We start from the raw sequence: 14,849 nt of genomic DNA, 5'->3' as shown, positions 1-14,849 counted from the left end.
CCCGAGTAGCGGTATTGCTGGGCCAGGCTGAACAGGCTGCGCAGCGCGTGGGCACCTTCGTTGAGCCAGCGCTCCAATGTCGAGCGATCGATCAGTGCGGTGTGATGGGCGAGGATAAGCTTGCGGGCGATGTCGTCGTAGTCGGCCAGAAGATAGACGGCGGCAAAGCCGAGCTGCGCGTTCACGAACAAGGGGAGCTTCACCGGCTGCACGTTGAGGTTCTCGCCCAGGCTCAACGCCGCAGGCACGCCGGCCAGTGCCTGGTCCACCTGCTCGCGCAGCGATTGCAGCGTGGTCTTGGTCTGGTCGAGCTTTTCCTCAATGCGCAACATCCACCAGTCGCTGTACGGGTCGTCCTGTTCCGAGCCGCGCTTCATCTTGTTCATCACGGCGATGTAGCCGTTCAGGCCGACAATGCCGGGTCGCCCCTCGGCGGCGGCGCGGCCATGCCAGATGCGCGAGGCGTGGTGGGTGTGAAGCGTCAGCGACATCGCGCTGCGCAAAGAGCCGAGATTGAGTTGCAGAGGTTCGTTGGTTGCCATGGTGTCCGCTCGCTTGGGAAAAGGAGCGGTCAGGATCGGCACGCAGCGGAAGGCAGTCAGTCAACAAACCGAAATGAACCAGTCCCCGGTTGTCCTGGCAACGGTGGCCTCTGGCACGAGCTATCCCCAGGGGATAGCTCCATCAAACGCCATGGAGCGCTGCTCGCGCGGATGGTGCGGGCCGCTCATGAAACCGACGCCATTACGGGCCCGTGGACGGAAGTACCAGGCCGCGCCGGTCGGCGTTACACCTTGTAGTACATCTATCCCCTGGGGATAGCTCTACTGACGGCCATCGACGTCTGCTTCACGCCCTTGTCGCTCGTCGCGCTCAGCTACTGCGCAGAAGGTCGCGCAGCCGGTCGATGTGCTGCCGGGCTACCTCGGGTGGAACCACATTGCGCGGTGGCTCAGGCGGTGAATCTCGTGCAGGGGCAGGTGGCGGTGTTGACCCGGCCTGCTTGGCCCAGGCGTTGAACTCGCCACGGATGGCACGTTGGATGATGCCGAACAGGTAGCCTGCCGGGTTGCGGATGGTGCTGCCACGACAGCGATCCGCCCATTCGTCCAGCACGGCTTGGCGTAGCGGGGCATCGACCTGCTGCAATGCCACCATGGCGCCGGCCTGCTGCTCATCCTTCAAGCCGAGGAAGCGATCAGGCAGACGAACTCCCGGCATCGCGCGCACCTGCCCACGCTCACGCGCGGTAGTACGTACTTCATTATTACGACTACTACGTACAGTACGGTCCTGCTTCGGATTCCGAAGAGCGCCGTCTGACGCGGGTTTCGGCCCTGCTTCGGAATCCGAAGAGGGCTGATCAGGATTCCGAAGAAGGCTCAGTGCCCCTTCTTCGGAATCGTGAACCGTGTCCTCCTGTGGATAACTTTTCTGCGGCCCGATGCCCTGGTTTGCGAGGCGTTCGGCAAGGACCTGCAGTCGCGAGGGCAGCGTGCGGCCGGACAGCAACGGGTCTTCGGCGATCTCCTTGAGGGTGTGCAAGCCCACGACCTGAACGGCCCTGGCCGAATGGCCCAGGGCTTGGCTGACGAGCTGCAAGTAGTCCGTGTCGAGCTGCATCGCCTCGAACGGGGTCAGGGGCTCATCGTGCAGGACGTAGAGGTTTCCGAGGATGCGCCCGGTCTTGGGGTCGCGCCTGCGGCGCACGAGACTCAACCAGCGCGTCAGACGCAACAGCGTCAGCGCCCGTGCCACGGTCTCGTGGGAGGCCTGTCCGGCGCAGGGCATTGACGCGAGCCACGGGCGAAGTTGCTCATACGTCGGAAACGCCGTGACGCCATCCTCGTTGAGCATCATCCGGAAGACTTGCCAGGCATTGCGCTCCAGCGGCGTCAGGCGTCGGTCCAGGAACAGCCGTCGCGGCACGCTCTCGTGCCGATTGCCGCTGAAAAGGAAGCCGTCGCCGGTTGCGGACACAGGAGACGTTGCGGATGCGGATGCCGGAGCGGGCGTGGGCGCGGGGGCTGGCGGGCGAGGGTTCGGCGCAAGGTCTTTTAGCGCGCTGTCGAACAGATCAGCGAGGGCGACAGGGCCTTGGCGTGGTGCTCTTGGTGCAGCGTCGTCCACGGCCATGATTCAGCCCAATCCCTGATCGATCCAGTTCTTGATCGCAGCCCAGATCACCGACAGCGGCAGTTCCATGCCTTCGGCGAGGTCCATTGCCGCATAAAGAACCGAGGTCTCATCCTCCAGCTCGACATTCCTGCTGCTGGTCACGGCCTTCCAGCGCCGCCACAGCTCGGTGTCCTGCTCCTCGTCCAGAACCGGATGGCGCCCCTTGCGTTTGGGCAGGCCCAGAACTTCGCGTCGAAGCGCGACTTCCTGATGTGTCAGGCCGTAGAAGCGGCTCACCATTTCCGTACTGGCCCCCAGGCGCAGCATGCGATCGACGGTGGCGATCTCCTTTTCCACGTCCTGCGCCTGTTGGAGCAATCGCCGGAGCACTTCCCGGTTCACCGAGACAGAGCACCACGAGACGCTGGCATTGGCCAGCACGCTGATCAGCGCGGGATGCTTGAGCGCATCCAACTCTTCCTCCCCGAACCCCATGGCCTTGCAGCGGCGCAGTTGCCCGTTGCGCAGGTCGTAGAGCGCCTGCGCAATGACGGCCTGGTTGAGTGGGTTCGGTGCGGACATGCGGGCCTCCCTCGCTCAGGTCCCAGGACCGACAGCGCCGGCTTCCAGATCCAGCAGGCGCCGGGCCATCCGCAGCAGCCGAAACAGCTTGACCAGCGCGGTGTCGCTCAATTGCCGGGCCCCGTCGTCATGACGTTGGCCATGGCCGTGCAACAGCGCTGGCAGGTCGACGATGAGTTGCCCGCTGTCCAAGCCGACGTCGCCGGGCTGCTGACCGGCCAGGGAAACCAGCAACGCGAGCACGGCGCGTGCGAGCGGCGACGAAGCCTGGGCCGGGGCACGACACGCGAACCCGATGCCATCAGGACGATCCTCGACACACGCGTCCAGATCGGCCTCGCCCGCGATCTCGCGCGCGAACTGCGCGATGTGGATGCGCAGGCGGTCGGGCGTATCGAGGCCAGGGTCGATATGCCAGATGTCCGAGATGGGATAGAGGCCACCGACCTGCACGGGAATCGACTGCAAGACGTTGGCCGAGAAGTCGGGCGGCAGCGCATCGCCTAACTGGTCGGCGACCATGCGTTGGATGGACTGGAGCCGCTCCGTCGTGGGTGCCGGGGAGATGATGTGCTCGTCAAGCAGGTCGCCAGCCGCTGCCGCAGGGCGGGCTGCGGATGCCTCGCTCGGTGCCGCATCGTCCTGGAGCCTTGTCGGCGCTGCGGCAGAGTGGCCTGCAGAAGGTCCTGCTGTAGCGGGGGACGGTGCCGGTTCGATCGGCGGCCGTGCGATGGCCCCAGGCTCAGGCAATGCCGGCGGCGCCGATGGCGGGGTTGGGTCGCTGACCAGGGCGCGGTGGCGGCTCTCGGATTCGGTCAGGTCCAGGGCGAGCACGTCGTAGTCGATGCCCAGCAGCTCGGACATCTGACCGATCAACTCGTCCTGCACACGCTGCGGCGAGAATTCATCGGCCTGGGCGTCGAACTGCGACAGCACCTCCAGAAAGAAGCTGTCGAAGTCCAGCGGCAGGGAGCGGCCCTTGGCATAGTGCTCCCACGTGCGTTCGCTGGCCTTGCGCATGACCGACAGCCGCTCGACCTGGTGGCGGCCGAGGCCGCCATAGAGCACGGTCGGGATCGCGGGCAGCAGGTAGCGCACCGCATCGGCCATGCGACTGATGTGCGACTGTTGGACGGGGAAGCCGTCGGCGCCCAGGCGACGGGCCAGTTCGGACTGGCTCAGGGTGGTGCTGCTTTCTTCCTCATAGAACTCGCGCGCTTTCTCGACGCCCAGGGCGCGCTCGATGAATGTGAGGCCACCGCGCAGTTCGTTCTCCGCGAGATGCCCGGTCAGCGCGACGATCTCTCCGCGCGCAGGCCACGGCCGGAACAGGCACGATATGCGGAAGAAGCGTTCGTCCTTCGTTTCTGCCCAGAGTTCGCGCAGGATTGCCAGGCGCGTGTTGCCGCCGTTGCGGATGATGTAGTGCGCCTCGCCAGGACGGCGTGTGATGGCTGGCGCCGCATCCAGGCCGCGCTCGCGGATGGAGGCCTTGATTTCATCGTAGGCCGAGTTGCGCTTTTTGCGGGGATCGTGGTCGTAGGGCCGCAACTGGTCCAGCGTCACGACCATCGGTGTGTCGGCGATCGGGTCGCTCAAGGCCGTGGCCGATGGGCCGCTGCGCTCGAACCCGGCGGCAAGCAGCTTGCCGGCCATGTCCTGGGAGGTCATCTCAGCCATGGCCGCATCCCTCGGCGTTGGCGGGCCGGGCCATACGCGCCTCGCGCTCGGCTCGGCGGATCTGCGCACGGGCGTTGAGGTTTGCCCGGTAGTCGCTCGCGGTCGAGCTGGTGTAGATGGCGGCGCAGCCGACCTTGGTGAACTTGAGGTGTCCGCCCCGGGTGCGCTTGACGTGCCAGCCTTCGCTCACCGCAAACTCGATCAGAGTGCGCAGCCGCTTGTGCCCGCGGGCCAGTTCATGTGCGTTCGCCATGGGGCCTCCCGGTTTCAATAGAACGTGGAGGACGACCGGACACGAGGGCGAATCTGTCTTGCCATTGAGGGAACAATTCGCCGGCGAGCGCGCGCATGGTGTCGAGCGCAGCGGGCGCAACTCTGCCCGGTGGCTGGCGATGCTCGACGCGATGCACGGGCAGGCCGCGGGTCGCTGCGCGAGGATAGGCTTCGATGGCCGGCACGTCGGAGCCCAGCACGCGGATGCCGGCATGGTCCTGGAACAGGTCGCGCAGTGCCTGCTGGATCATTCGCGCATTCGCGGATACGGGGTGGACGCGATTGATGAGTAGGTGCAGGGATGGCGGTTCGATGCCGAGGTGCCGGTATGGCGCGATGTCCTCCAGCAACTGCATAGTGCCGCGCCGCAACTCGCGGGCCGCGAGGATTTCCGGGGTCACGGGCGACAACGCCAAGTCGGATGCGAGCACCGCCATCTCCAGCAGCACCGAGCGCGCGCCCTGCGTGTCGATCAGCACCAAGTCATAGAGCGGCGCCAGCGTCGGCAGCAGATGCCGCAGCCGCAGGCGTCCGTCCGGCGCGTGCAACAGTAAGGTGTTCAGTTCACCTCGGTGGTCGTTGGACAGCACCAGGTCCAGGCCCGCGATGATGGTGCGGGATACGAGCTGGTCGAGGGCGCGCTCGTTGAACGCCAGCAGTTCATAGATGCCGCCGGGTGCGCGGTGGGTCAGCTCGTAGTAGGAGGACAGGGTCGGCTGCACGTCGAGATCGAGCAGCAGCACGCGCAGGCCCGCGTCCGCGGCGAGCCCGCCGAGGTTGGCGGCCGTGGTCGTCTTGCCGACGCCACCTTTGGTTGAGATGATGGATACAACCTGCATGACGCTCTCCGTTTGGCGATGGGAAATCCGAGGGGGAGCGGGTCAGGTCCGGTTGTTGAGGCGTTCGGTGATCCACTGATCAATCTCGACCGAATCCCAGCCCACCGCGCGCACGCCAAGGCGCAACGCCTGTGGAAACTGCCGCTTCTTCATCAGGTTGTAGATGTGGGCGCGTTTGAAGCCGGACTTCGCTTCGACTTCATCGAGCCGCAGGATGCGGCGCTCGTAAGGGGGCAGTACAGGTGCTTGCGACATGGCGGTCACTCCTGAACGCTCAGTGGCGTTTGTTGGCGTGACCTCTATTCAATAGACATGGCTGCGGAAAAACATTGCAAATGCAATCTCCGCGACTGCACATACAAGATGGAAGAATTCAAGCGGCTGCGCTACGCACATTCTTCCTGGCATTGGCGAACTTGCCGTTCAAGGTTCGCTCCGTGATGCCCATGGTGCCGCCATAGTGGGCGAGCAATGCAGTGACGATGGCCTCCTGCGTCTTGAAGCTGGAGTACGGCACGCCCGATGGAGATTGACCCAGCATCAGCGTCAGCATGCCGCCGATGATGTTCAGGTACGTGGTCTCTGCTCGATCACTGATCGCGCACTGCGTGGACGCCAGGAGCACGGCGGACTGCTTGAGCAAGGCTTCGTGCTGCGCTTGCAGTTCGCGCATCTCACGCCGGCTATGGTCCAGCGCGGCCTGCAGAGCCAGCCGCTCCACCAGGATCGCCTGTCCTGTTTCGAGGGTAATGAAGGGATGCGCCATGCGCTCGCTGCGGCTGAACAGGAACCCGGGCCGATGCTCCGGATAGTGGGTGCGCATCCAGCGTTTGAGATCGACGTGGCGGACGGTCAGATCGGGTGAACTCACCAGCTCGGGGTCGTTGAGCGTGATCCCTTCCTTGCCGAAGGGCAGCTCCGAGTTGAGGATGCCGTCGTAGATGCGTTCCGAGTACAGCCGACACTCGTTCCATCGAGGGCAGTCCAACATCTGCGGCAGGCACCGCGGTGATGCGATCGACGCGAGGATCGACGCCTTGTACCGCAACAACCCAGCCCACCGTATGGCAGCTTCGATAGGACGATAGAACACCTTTGATAATGGTGGCTCCTTGTGCATGCTTTCGTCTCCTTTCGGAAGCGCTACATCACCGGCTCCTTTCTTGCCCTGCCAAGGGCTGTTGTGTCGTTATGCCTGAGGCTGATGCCCTGGAACGTGGGCGGAAGAAATCGTGGCATCCGCACAGGTGGTCCTGTCTTGCTCGATGTGCAAGAATCGACCAGTTGCCGGCCCGTCGAGTAACAAAGGAAGAAGCACGCTCGACAATGGCGCTCACGGTGCCAGCGTCATGGGGTGCGTCAAGCCGATCAAGACCGATTCGCTATGGTCTGATATCCCTACGGTTTCACAAGTCGCGCTGCGGTCGCCGTCGTTGCTCAACGTCCAGAGTGACGTAGAGAAAACCACGCGTGTGATGCTTGTTCCGGCATCCTGATATATCGACATAGCATCCAGCGATCATGGGCTGTGGCTAGTTTGAGGCTGTTGCGCGTCGCTCCCACACGGTCGCCAGCCGACCAGGCGATGTGAACATGCGCCCCATCTTTCTTCGCTCGCCGCATGACCTTCATCACGACCAGCCTTGGGCTGTGGTGCGCACTGCATCAACAAACCAAGCGCGGTCTCAACGCTCGATGCTGATGCCATTCCTGACGCAAGAAGACCTGGGCGTGCCAACGGCGTTGCAGCGGCGGGGCTCTGGCAGCGATGTGTTCTGCGTCCGGTGTCAGCGGATGGATAGCAGTCCTTGGACGCTGATGGAAGTTGTTGGATGAACTCTGTTGCCGAGGGCGAAAAACAAGGCTATAATTCAGGCCTTCGCTGCTCACGGCGGCGGAGAAAGTGATTGGGAAACAAGGATTTAGCGCCCTAGTGCCTGTCTCGTTTCCCGCTCCAGATTCGAAAAGGGCCCAGACTTCGGTTTGGGCCTTTTGTTTTGCGCGCCGGCTTGCGCCGGCAGGGCCACAAAGGAACGCAAAGGAACGCAGGCGATGGATAGTGCACTAACCCTGCTGATGGTTGTCGTGGTGTGGCAGGCCCTGCGCGTGCGCTACCAGCGCGGCCGCATTGCCTTGCTGGGACGTCATCTGGGCGGCTTGCAGCTCGAGCGCCACATGGAGACGCTGACGCAGGGCTACACCCGCGCCATCCGCGAGGAATCCGAAGCGCGCCAGCTACAAGTGCTGGAAACCTTCGCCCCGACCGAACGCGCCGTGGCGGCGCAGGTGCGCTCGCTCGCCGACGCCATGCAAAAGGAAAGCCCGCAGGCCGTCCGCATGTCCACGCTTTCGTTGTGCGTGCCGTACATCGAGCGTTTTCTTCCTGCAATGACACGGGATTTTCGCGAACTGCTGCATATCCATGCGGCCGGCTTGCGCCATGTGGTGGACAACGAAGCGCAGTGGGATGCAAAAAAACGCGCATACCATCTCTCGGCGGAGTTGTACCTGCTGCAGCACAGTTGCCATTGGTTCTGCAAATCCCGCGCCGTGGCCGATGCGCGGCTGATGCTGCGGCATCAGGTCAATCATCGGAAAGTCCTGGATTCGGTGTCTGCCGCGACCCGCTCGGCTTATCTGCGCTGGCAGGGTAACGAAAAGCGCTAGGCCTGCCTGCTCCCGAAAGCCAGGGCGCAGTGCCGGAGCCGCTTCGCAATATCGCCCTGCGCGGACGAATCGAAGCCGGGACCAAGCCCCAGCACGGTGAGGATGCCGATCAATGCGCCGCTACGGCCCATGACCGGACATGCAACGGCATTGACGTTGGCAATCATGGTTCCCCTGGCTGCCGCCATGCCCTGGCGGCGCACCTCATCGGCTTGCGCTAGCCGTTCCCGCTGCACTTTTTTCCGGGCCGCGGGCGAGACCCGCCTAAGCTCTCCCTCGAACACCGCCCTGCTTTGCTGTTCAGCAAAAGCGAGCCAGATCAGGCCCGTGGCCGAAGTCAGGATGGGCATGATCGTTCCCAGGCGAGCGTGCACAGTCAAAGGGTGCGCCCCTTGCTCCCATCGGACGATCAAGGCGCCACGCGGTGAAGGCACGGCGAAAAAGCTGGATTCGCCAGTCTCCTCGGACAGCTTGCGCAGCCAGGGCGCGCTGGCATGCTGGGCAGGCAATTCATCCGCGGCCACCAGGCCCAGCTCCATGGCGAAAGGGCCGAGCTCGTACCGCGCGGTTGCGGGATCGCGGTGGACCAGCCCCAGGCGGACCAGGCTCACCAAATAATGATGCAGCCGCGAAGCGCTCACCCCCCCTATCAGGGCGAGCTCCCGCAACTCCATGCTGCGAGCCGAGCCACGCAGGATTTGAAGGATCGCGCCGGCAACCTCCACGGAAGCGACGCCTCGCTGAATTTTCTTCGTCATTTACCAATGGTAAATGCAGATTGGCTTCCCCGATAGCCGGCATGAGAATGGCCCACCACAACAACGACATGACCGTGGAGATGCACATGATTGCCAGGAAAGCCTGTAGCGCCGTCGCGTGGGGACTATTCGCCTGTACAGGGCTGACGGCCCCTTCCCTTGCCGCGGAGTCCTATCCGGATCGGCCCCCGACCTGGATCGTGGGGTATCCCGCCGGCGGCGGCTCCGACTTCCTCGCGCGCAAAGTGGCGCAGCAATTGGGCAGCCAACTGGGGCAGCCGGTGATCATCGAAAACAAGCCTGGCGCATCCACGATCATCGCGGCACAAGCCGCGGCCCGCGCGCCGGCCGATGGCTACACGCTGTTCACCGCGGACAATGGATCCCTGATCCTGAATCCCGCCCTGCATTCCAGGCTGTCTTACAAAGCCGGCGACTTTGCGCCCGTCGGATTGATGGCCCGGTTTCCTCTTCTGCTCGTGACCGACAGCGCCGGCCCATATGCGACTGCGGCAGCACTGATAGACGCCGCCAGGAAGAACCCCTTGCTGATTCAATTCGCCTCCCCGGGTGCCGGCGGCCCCCACCACATGGCGATGGAACTGCTCAAAGCACGCGCGGACTTCCAAGCCGAGCACATCCCTTACAAAGGCGCGGCGCCTGCCGTGCAGGACGTGCTGGCGGGACGCGTTCCCGCCATGATGCTGGATACCGCCACCGCCCAGCCCCACATCCAGGCGGGAAAGCTCAGGCCCCTGGCAGTCGCCTCCGCGTCACGCCTGCCGATCTACCCCGGTGTCCCCACCCTGAAGGAGCTCGGCTATGACGTCGAAGTCTATGCCTGGCAAGGGCTCGTGGTTCCCGCGGCAACTCCGCCGGCCATTCGCGAAAGGCTGGCCAGCGAGCTTCAGAAGTCGCTGGAAAATCCCCGCGTCAAAGCCGCACTGACCGAGTTCGGGCTGGAGGTCACGCCCAGCACGCCGGCAACCATGCAGCGTTTCATTGAATCGGAAACAGCGCTTTGGCAAGCCCTGATTCAAGAGCGCGGAATCAGACTGGAGAACTGAGATGACCCCGCTTAATCTCTTCGTCCGCAATTGCTGGTACGTGGCCGCCTGGAGTCACGAAATCACGACTTCGCTTTTCACGCGCACCATCCTGGGCGAACCGATATGCATGTATCGGAATACAGAGGGCACGCTCGTCGCCGTCGCGGACCGCTGTGCGCATCGAGGCGCGCCCCTGTCGCTCGGACGTATCGAGGGCGATAGCGTTCGATGCATGTACCACGGCTTGAAATTCAACCAGTCCGGCGTCTGCGTCGAAGTTCCAGCGCAGGAGAGAACACCGCCCGGGCTCTGCATTCGAAGCTATCCCACCGTCGAACGCAACAACTGGATCTGGATCTGGATGGGCGACCCGAAAATGGCGGACGCGGCCGACATTGTCGATACCTGGCCGCTCGGCAATGCGGCATGGCCATACCGGCCGGGCTACTACCACTACGCCGCGCCGCACATGCTCATCTGCGACAACTTGCTGGACTTCTCCCACATCGGGTATGTGCATCCGACCACATTGGGAGGCACCGAGAACATCGCGCTGAACCGGCCCAAGGTGACGCGCGCAGCAAACTCGGTGCGCGTGGAACGCTGGTTGCTCGATGAAGTGCCGGCTCCTTTCCATACACGCGTGGCCCAGTTTTCCGGACGAGTGGACCGATGGCATTTCTATGACTTCCACGTGCCCGGCGTGCTGGTGATGCATTCCGGCGTGCAGGCTACCGGCACGGGCGCGCCGGAGGGCCGTATTGCCGGAGCGCTCGAGTTCAGAAGCTGCCAGGCGGTTACGCCGGAAACCACCGCTTCGGCCCATTATTTCTACGCGGTCCCGAGAAACTTCGCCATAGACAATACCGAGGTCACGGAGACCGTCTTCCTGGATATCGTCACGGCGTTCGAGGAGGACCGCGTCATGATTGAAGCCCAGGCACGAAACCTGGAATTCGCGGTCGGTTGGAAGATGAATCCCATCGCAGCGGACGCCGGCCTGGCCCAATTCCGCTGGCTCATGGAAAGACGCCTGCTGGCCGAGCAGGAGCCCAATCCTGCCGATCCGAAGCCGGCATTCTCGACGGAAACGTAGGCATGCCCGACAACCTCCAATCCGGCACCTTGCCCGTGCGCGTATCGCGCAAGACCGTAGAGGCGGCCGATATCGTTTCCTGCGAATTCGTGGCGCCGAATGGCGAATGCTTGCCCCCCTTCTCCGCGGGATCGCACATCGACGTCCATTTGCCCAACGGCCGCGTACGCCAGTACTCGCTGTGCAATTCGCCGTCCGAGCGGCACCGCTACCAGATCTGCGTGCAACGGGTCGCATCCGGCGCGGGCGGCTCCATCGCCATGCACGATCTGGTGGGCGAAGGAGACCGGCTGACCATCAGCCCGCCACGGAATCATTTCCCGCTGGCGAGTCCGAGCGGCCGCAGCATACTGCTGGCGGGCGGGATCGGCATCACTCCCATCATCAGCATGGCCGAACACCTGCACAGCGGAGGTGGCGATTTCGAATTGGTTTACTGCGTCCGCTCTCGAGCGCAAACGGCATTCTATGAACGGCTGCGGCGCGCGCCCTTCGCGGACAAGGTTTGCTTCTACACCGGAGACAGCGATGGTGCGCGGCTATCGCGATTGGACCTGGACGCATTTTTTTCGAGGCGCCCGCGAGAGAGTCATGTCTACATTTGCGGTTCAGCGCGATTCGTCGATGCCGCCTTGAACGCCTCGCGCGGCGCCGGATGGGACGCCGCGGCCCTCCATCACGAGTGCTTCGGTCCGCTGTCGCCCGCTCAGGATGAGCGGGCGTTTGAGGTGCAGATCGCCGGCACCGGAAAAATCATCGCCGTTCCCTCCGGAAAATCCATTTCCCAAGCGCTGGCGGAAAGCGGCCTGCAAGTGCCGACGTCATGCGGGCAAGGTATCTGCGGCACCTGCCTGACCGGGGTACTGGAAGGAAAGGTGGATCATCGCGATTACGTGCTGTCCGAGGAAGAACGGGCGCGCCATGACCAGATGGCCCTATGCTGTTCAAGGGCCCATTCCGCGCGGCTCGTGCTGGATTTGTGATGCCGCGCGGCGCCCAGTCCCCCCGGGCGATTTCCGCTGAAAATCCTTGAGACAGGATCGTCGGGCTAGGACGCGCCGGCCGCCGCCAGCAGATGCTCATCGTCGACGACCGTCGGCCGTTGCTGGGCATTGAACCCTTCCGTGAATATCGCGTCCGGCTTCGCCCCCAGCCGCAAGGCCGCGTCGACGCTTGCCGTAACGAAGGCGGGACTGCCTGCCGCGAATACGGTGTGCTTCGACAGGTCCGCCAGCACGCCGGGCAGCACCTCGCCGACGCGGCCGGCAAGGCAGCCGTCGCGTGCTTCCCGGGTCAGCGTGACCCGGTAATCGAATTTCCGGTGCTTGGTGCGCCACCACGCCAATAGTCCCAGTCCGTACACGTCCGCATGCGTGCGCGCCGAGACCACCAGCATGACCGGCTGCCGGAATCCGCGGCGCATGGCGGCTTCGGTCAGGGCAAGGATCGGAGCCAGCCCGGTTCCCGCGGCCAGGCAGAGTATGGGAGAGTCCACGGCGGGATCCCCGATGAACGTGCCGTACGGCCCCGAGAGCTTGATGCTGTCGCCCGGCATCAGCGTTTCATGCACCCATGAGCTGGTGGCGCCGCCGTCCAGCCGGGCGACCTGCAAGACCAGTTCTCCGTCGGGACGCGGGGCATTCGAAATCGAATACGCCCGCGGCGCGATTCCGGCGCCGGGATCCCCGAGCATCACATACTGGCCGGGCCAATAGCGCAGGGGCTTGCCCAATGGCCGCAAGCGCAACTCCACGACGCGCGGCGTCAGTTGCCGCTTGTCCGTCACGACGAACAACACGTTTTCGCGAGGCGGAAAGAGCTTGGGCCGCGCATCGGCCGTTCCCCATTCGATCTCGAGGCTGTCCGCCAGCGGCTTGGCCATGCACATCAGGCCATAGCCCTGGGCGCGCTCCTCGGCGGTCAACGCCATGTCGAGCACGGTGCCCTGGTCGAAGGCGCCGGCAAGCACCTTCACCTTGCATTCGCCGCAGGCGCCGGCCCGGCAGTTGTTCGGTAATGCGTATCCCGCCCGCTCCAGCGCGGTAAGCACCGTGTCCCCGGGCGAGCACTCCACCGTCCTGCCGGACGGCTGTATCGTAATGATTGCCATGTCTTTCGGCCGCTCCCTGTGCGGCCGGCGCGTCGCGGTATCCGCACGCCGGCCGCCACGCCATATGGTCAGAACACGGGAATGATGTCTTCCAGGTCCACGTCCGACACTTCCTGGCCCGTTATGCCGACCTCGGGAATGGCGGGGAACGGAATGTTGTACCGGTCCAGGACGCTTTTCAGGTTGATCATCGCGTTGCGCCAGTTCTCCAGCTTGACTTCGTAGCTGGGGATGCCGAAGCCCGCGGCGCGGGCCACCTCCTCCGCCTCCCGCTGGTTCGCGATGAAATCGGCGGGAAGGTCCCAGAACTCCATCGGCGGCTCGAACAGCACGGCGGACAGGAACAGGTAGCCGGCGCGGATCTGCTTGGTCACCACGGCCTTGATATCGTCTTTGAGGCCAGGGTAGTCGCGCTCCATGACGGCCATGCAAATGGCCATGTGGCGGCCCTCGTCCCGCCCGATGTTCTTGAAGCCTTCCTTGAACACGGCTTCGCGGGAGTTTTCGTACATCTGCTTGAAGATCGTCGCGGCCGCGATTTCGCCCATCAGGAAAGAACTGAACAGCACGGCGAGATCGTATTTCGGCACGGCCTTCTTGTAGCCGGTCCAGTAGCGGGAGCCGTTGAAGTACAGCCACTGCGCGTTCTTCTGCAGCCGCTTGCCCAATTCGGTCTTGGGCGTGTACGTCAGGGGGTCGGAATGGCCCAGCAGGCGCGTGATCGCCAGGCCGCACATGATCTCGTGATTCTGCTCGTCGCGCGTGACGGAGAAGAAGCATTTGCGGACGACGTCCTCTTCGTGCACCTCGTAGGTCTTGATCAGGGCCTCCGCGAACACGGGCGGCGCCGAGGCGTCGAACACGGACAACAGCGTCCACCAATACGCGATCGACTCGCGCTCTTCCCAGGTATAGCTTTCGAGATCCAGGGTGTCCCAGGGCAGCTTCTCCGGGTCCCAGTTCTCCCGCAAGGATGCCTCCCAGACTTCCTGCAGCTTCTTGGTCTTACAGACCCAGGACAACGGATATACGTTGGGCTGCTCTATCGGGGGCGGCAATTCCTGTGTGGCTGCATAACGTTGCTTTTCCATGTCTACTCTCCTCCTTGATCGTGCTTGGCACAGTTCAATCGCATAGCGTCGCGACCGGATTAAGTGATACTAAATTTATTGGAAATATGATTTTTTTGTATCATTTACTCTGGTGGAGAGTATGGAACCAGAGCCTTGGCGGTGTCCATCAACGCAAAGCCGAAACCTTGATATAGATCAACCCGGGGCCGCCAATGCGTCCGATGCCAAAGACCTCGAATCGAGGCGGCCAACGCGCCTGCGCATGTATCTCTGGAGGCCGCTGGCATTTCGCGGAAAATTGGGTATACTTCCGCCTCGCTTGCCAGAAGCCGGTGCCGATCGCAAAGATCGCGAACGGGCCGAGGCACAGCATTGCGGGAGTAGCTCAGTTGGTAGAGCGCAACCTTGCCAAGGTTGAGGTCGCGAGTTCGAGACTCGTCTCCCGCTCCAAGTTTTGATCTACAGACTTCCACTGACGTCTGTAAGTCATTGAAATTAGGGGCTTCGGCCCCTTTTTTCATTCCAGCCAAAGCCACGGAAATCCACCGACAGCCAGCGTTTTTGAGGCCAAAATTGAGGCCAGAGAATGCGGGTGGTGCCGGTT

Annotated in this window: 15 protein-coding genes and 1 tRNA gene; 5 read left to right on the top strand and 11 right to left on the bottom strand. The window is 63.4% G+C overall.

Going from position 1 to position 14,849, the window contains the following annotated elements; all coding sequences use genetic code 11:
* From AVE30378_RS30015 to AVE30378_RS29980, 8 genes are all read right to left on the bottom strand, one after another.
* Positions 1-542 (bottom strand): PFL_4669 family integrating conjugative element protein (locus tag AVE30378_RS30015; RefSeq protein ID WP_129246488.1); only part of this gene is annotated, 542 nt, incomplete at its 3' end.
* A 331-nt stretch (positions 543-873) separates the two neighbouring features.
* Positions 874-2,136 (bottom strand): STY4528 family pathogenicity island replication protein, encoded by a 1,263-nt coding sequence (locus AVE30378_RS30010; protein ID WP_129246486.1) that lies wholly within the window; start codon positions 2,134-2,136, stop codon positions 874-876.
* A gap of 3 nt (positions 2,137-2,139) precedes the next feature.
* Positions 2,140-2,700, bottom strand: coding sequence for a DUF2857 domain-containing protein (locus AVE30378_RS30005; protein ID WP_129246484.1), 561 nt, complete (start codon positions 2,698-2,700; stop codon positions 2,140-2,142).
* Positions 2,701-2,715: 15 nt separating this feature from the next.
* Positions 2,716-4,380 (bottom strand): ParB family protein, encoded by a 1,665-nt coding sequence (locus tag AVE30378_RS30000; protein WP_129246482.1) that lies wholly within the window; start codon positions 4,378-4,380, stop codon positions 2,716-2,718.
* Positions 4,373-4,633 carry a hypothetical protein gene (locus AVE30378_RS29995; RefSeq protein WP_129246480.1) on the bottom strand — a complete coding sequence of 87 codons (261 nt, stop codon included), beginning with the start codon at positions 4,631-4,633 and terminating at the stop codon, positions 4,373-4,375. The genes AVE30378_RS30000 and AVE30378_RS29995 overlap by 8 nt, the downstream gene beginning before the upstream one ends.
* Positions 4,617-5,492, bottom strand: a complete 876-nt coding sequence (locus tag AVE30378_RS29990) for a ParA family protein (protein WP_129246478.1) — start codon at positions 5,490-5,492, stop codon at positions 4,617-4,619. Before AVE30378_RS29990 ends, AVE30378_RS29995 begins: the two co-directional genes overlap by 17 nt.
* A 42-nt stretch (positions 5,493-5,534) precedes the next feature.
* The gene (locus AVE30378_RS29985) at positions 5,535-5,747 is read right to left on the bottom strand and encodes an AlpA family transcriptional regulator (RefSeq protein WP_129246476.1); all 213 of its coding nucleotides are present in this window, start codon (positions 5,745-5,747) and stop codon (positions 5,535-5,537) included.
* A 118-nt stretch (positions 5,748-5,865) separates the two neighbouring features.
* Entirely contained in the window at positions 5,866-6,612 is a 747-nt protein-coding gene (locus AVE30378_RS29980) for a hypothetical protein (protein ID WP_129246473.1), read from the bottom strand.
* A 956-nt stretch (positions 6,613-7,568) separates the two neighbouring features.
* Between AVE30378_RS29980 and AVE30378_RS29975 the strand changes: the two genes are divergently transcribed.
* Positions 7,569-8,159 carry a hypothetical protein gene (locus tag AVE30378_RS29975; RefSeq protein WP_244235181.1) on the top strand — a complete coding sequence of 197 codons (591 nt, stop codon included), beginning with the start codon at positions 7,569-7,571 and terminating at the stop codon, positions 8,157-8,159.
* Here AVE30378_RS29975 and AVE30378_RS29970 read toward each other — a convergent pair.
* Positions 8,156-8,917, bottom strand: coding sequence for an IclR family transcriptional regulator (locus tag AVE30378_RS29970; RefSeq protein WP_129246471.1), 762 nt, complete (start codon positions 8,915-8,917; stop codon positions 8,156-8,158). The genes AVE30378_RS29975 and AVE30378_RS29970 overlap by 4 nt on opposite strands.
* A gap of 47 nt (positions 8,918-8,964) precedes the next feature.
* Here AVE30378_RS29970 and AVE30378_RS29965 point away from each other — a divergent pair, with 47 nt between their 5' ends.
* The 3 genes from AVE30378_RS29965 to AVE30378_RS29955 are packed head-to-tail and all read left to right on the top strand — an operon-like array spanning position 8,965 to position 12,045.
* The gene (locus AVE30378_RS29965) at positions 8,965-9,984 is read left to right on the top strand and encodes a Bug family tripartite tricarboxylate transporter substrate binding protein (RefSeq protein ID WP_244235180.1); all 1,020 of its coding nucleotides are present in this window, start codon (positions 8,965-8,967) and stop codon (positions 9,982-9,984) included.
* 1 nt (position 9,985) lies between these two features.
* Entirely contained in the window at positions 9,986-11,062 is a 1,077-nt protein-coding gene (locus AVE30378_RS29960; protein WP_129246469.1) for an aromatic ring-hydroxylating dioxygenase subunit alpha, read from the top strand.
* Positions 11,063-11,064: 2 nt separating this feature from the next.
* On the top strand, positions 11,065-12,045 hold the full coding sequence (locus tag AVE30378_RS29955) for a PDR/VanB family oxidoreductase (RefSeq protein ID WP_129246467.1): 981 nt from the start codon (positions 11,065-11,067) through the stop codon (positions 12,043-12,045).
* A 65-nt stretch (positions 12,046-12,110) separates the two neighbouring features.
* On the opposite strand, the gene AVE30378_RS29950 is transcribed toward AVE30378_RS29955, so the two are convergent.
* Positions 12,111-13,172: a 2Fe-2S iron-sulfur cluster-binding protein gene (locus AVE30378_RS29950; RefSeq protein ID WP_129246465.1), complete on the bottom strand. Its 1,062-nt coding sequence runs from the start codon at positions 13,170-13,172 to the stop codon at positions 12,111-12,113.
* 68 nt (positions 13,173-13,240) lie between these two features.
* Positions 13,241-14,263 (bottom strand): hypothetical protein, encoded by a 1,023-nt coding sequence (locus AVE30378_RS29945; protein WP_129246463.1) that lies wholly within the window; start codon positions 14,261-14,263, stop codon positions 13,241-13,243.
* A 356-nt stretch (positions 14,264-14,619) separates the two neighbouring features.
* On the opposite strand from AVE30378_RS29945, the gene AVE30378_RS29940 reads away from it, so the two are divergent.
* Positions 14,620-14,695: transfer RNA gene (locus AVE30378_RS29940), tRNA-Gly, on the top strand.
* The last annotated feature ends 154 nt before the right edge of the window (positions 14,696-14,849 follow it).

The organism is Achromobacter veterisilvae, from assembly GCF_900496975.1.
Taxonomy (GTDB): domain Bacteria; phylum Pseudomonadota; class Gammaproteobacteria; order Burkholderiales; family Burkholderiaceae_B; genus Achromobacter; species Achromobacter veterisilvae.
This window is presented reverse-complemented; position numbering and strand designations above follow the sequence as displayed.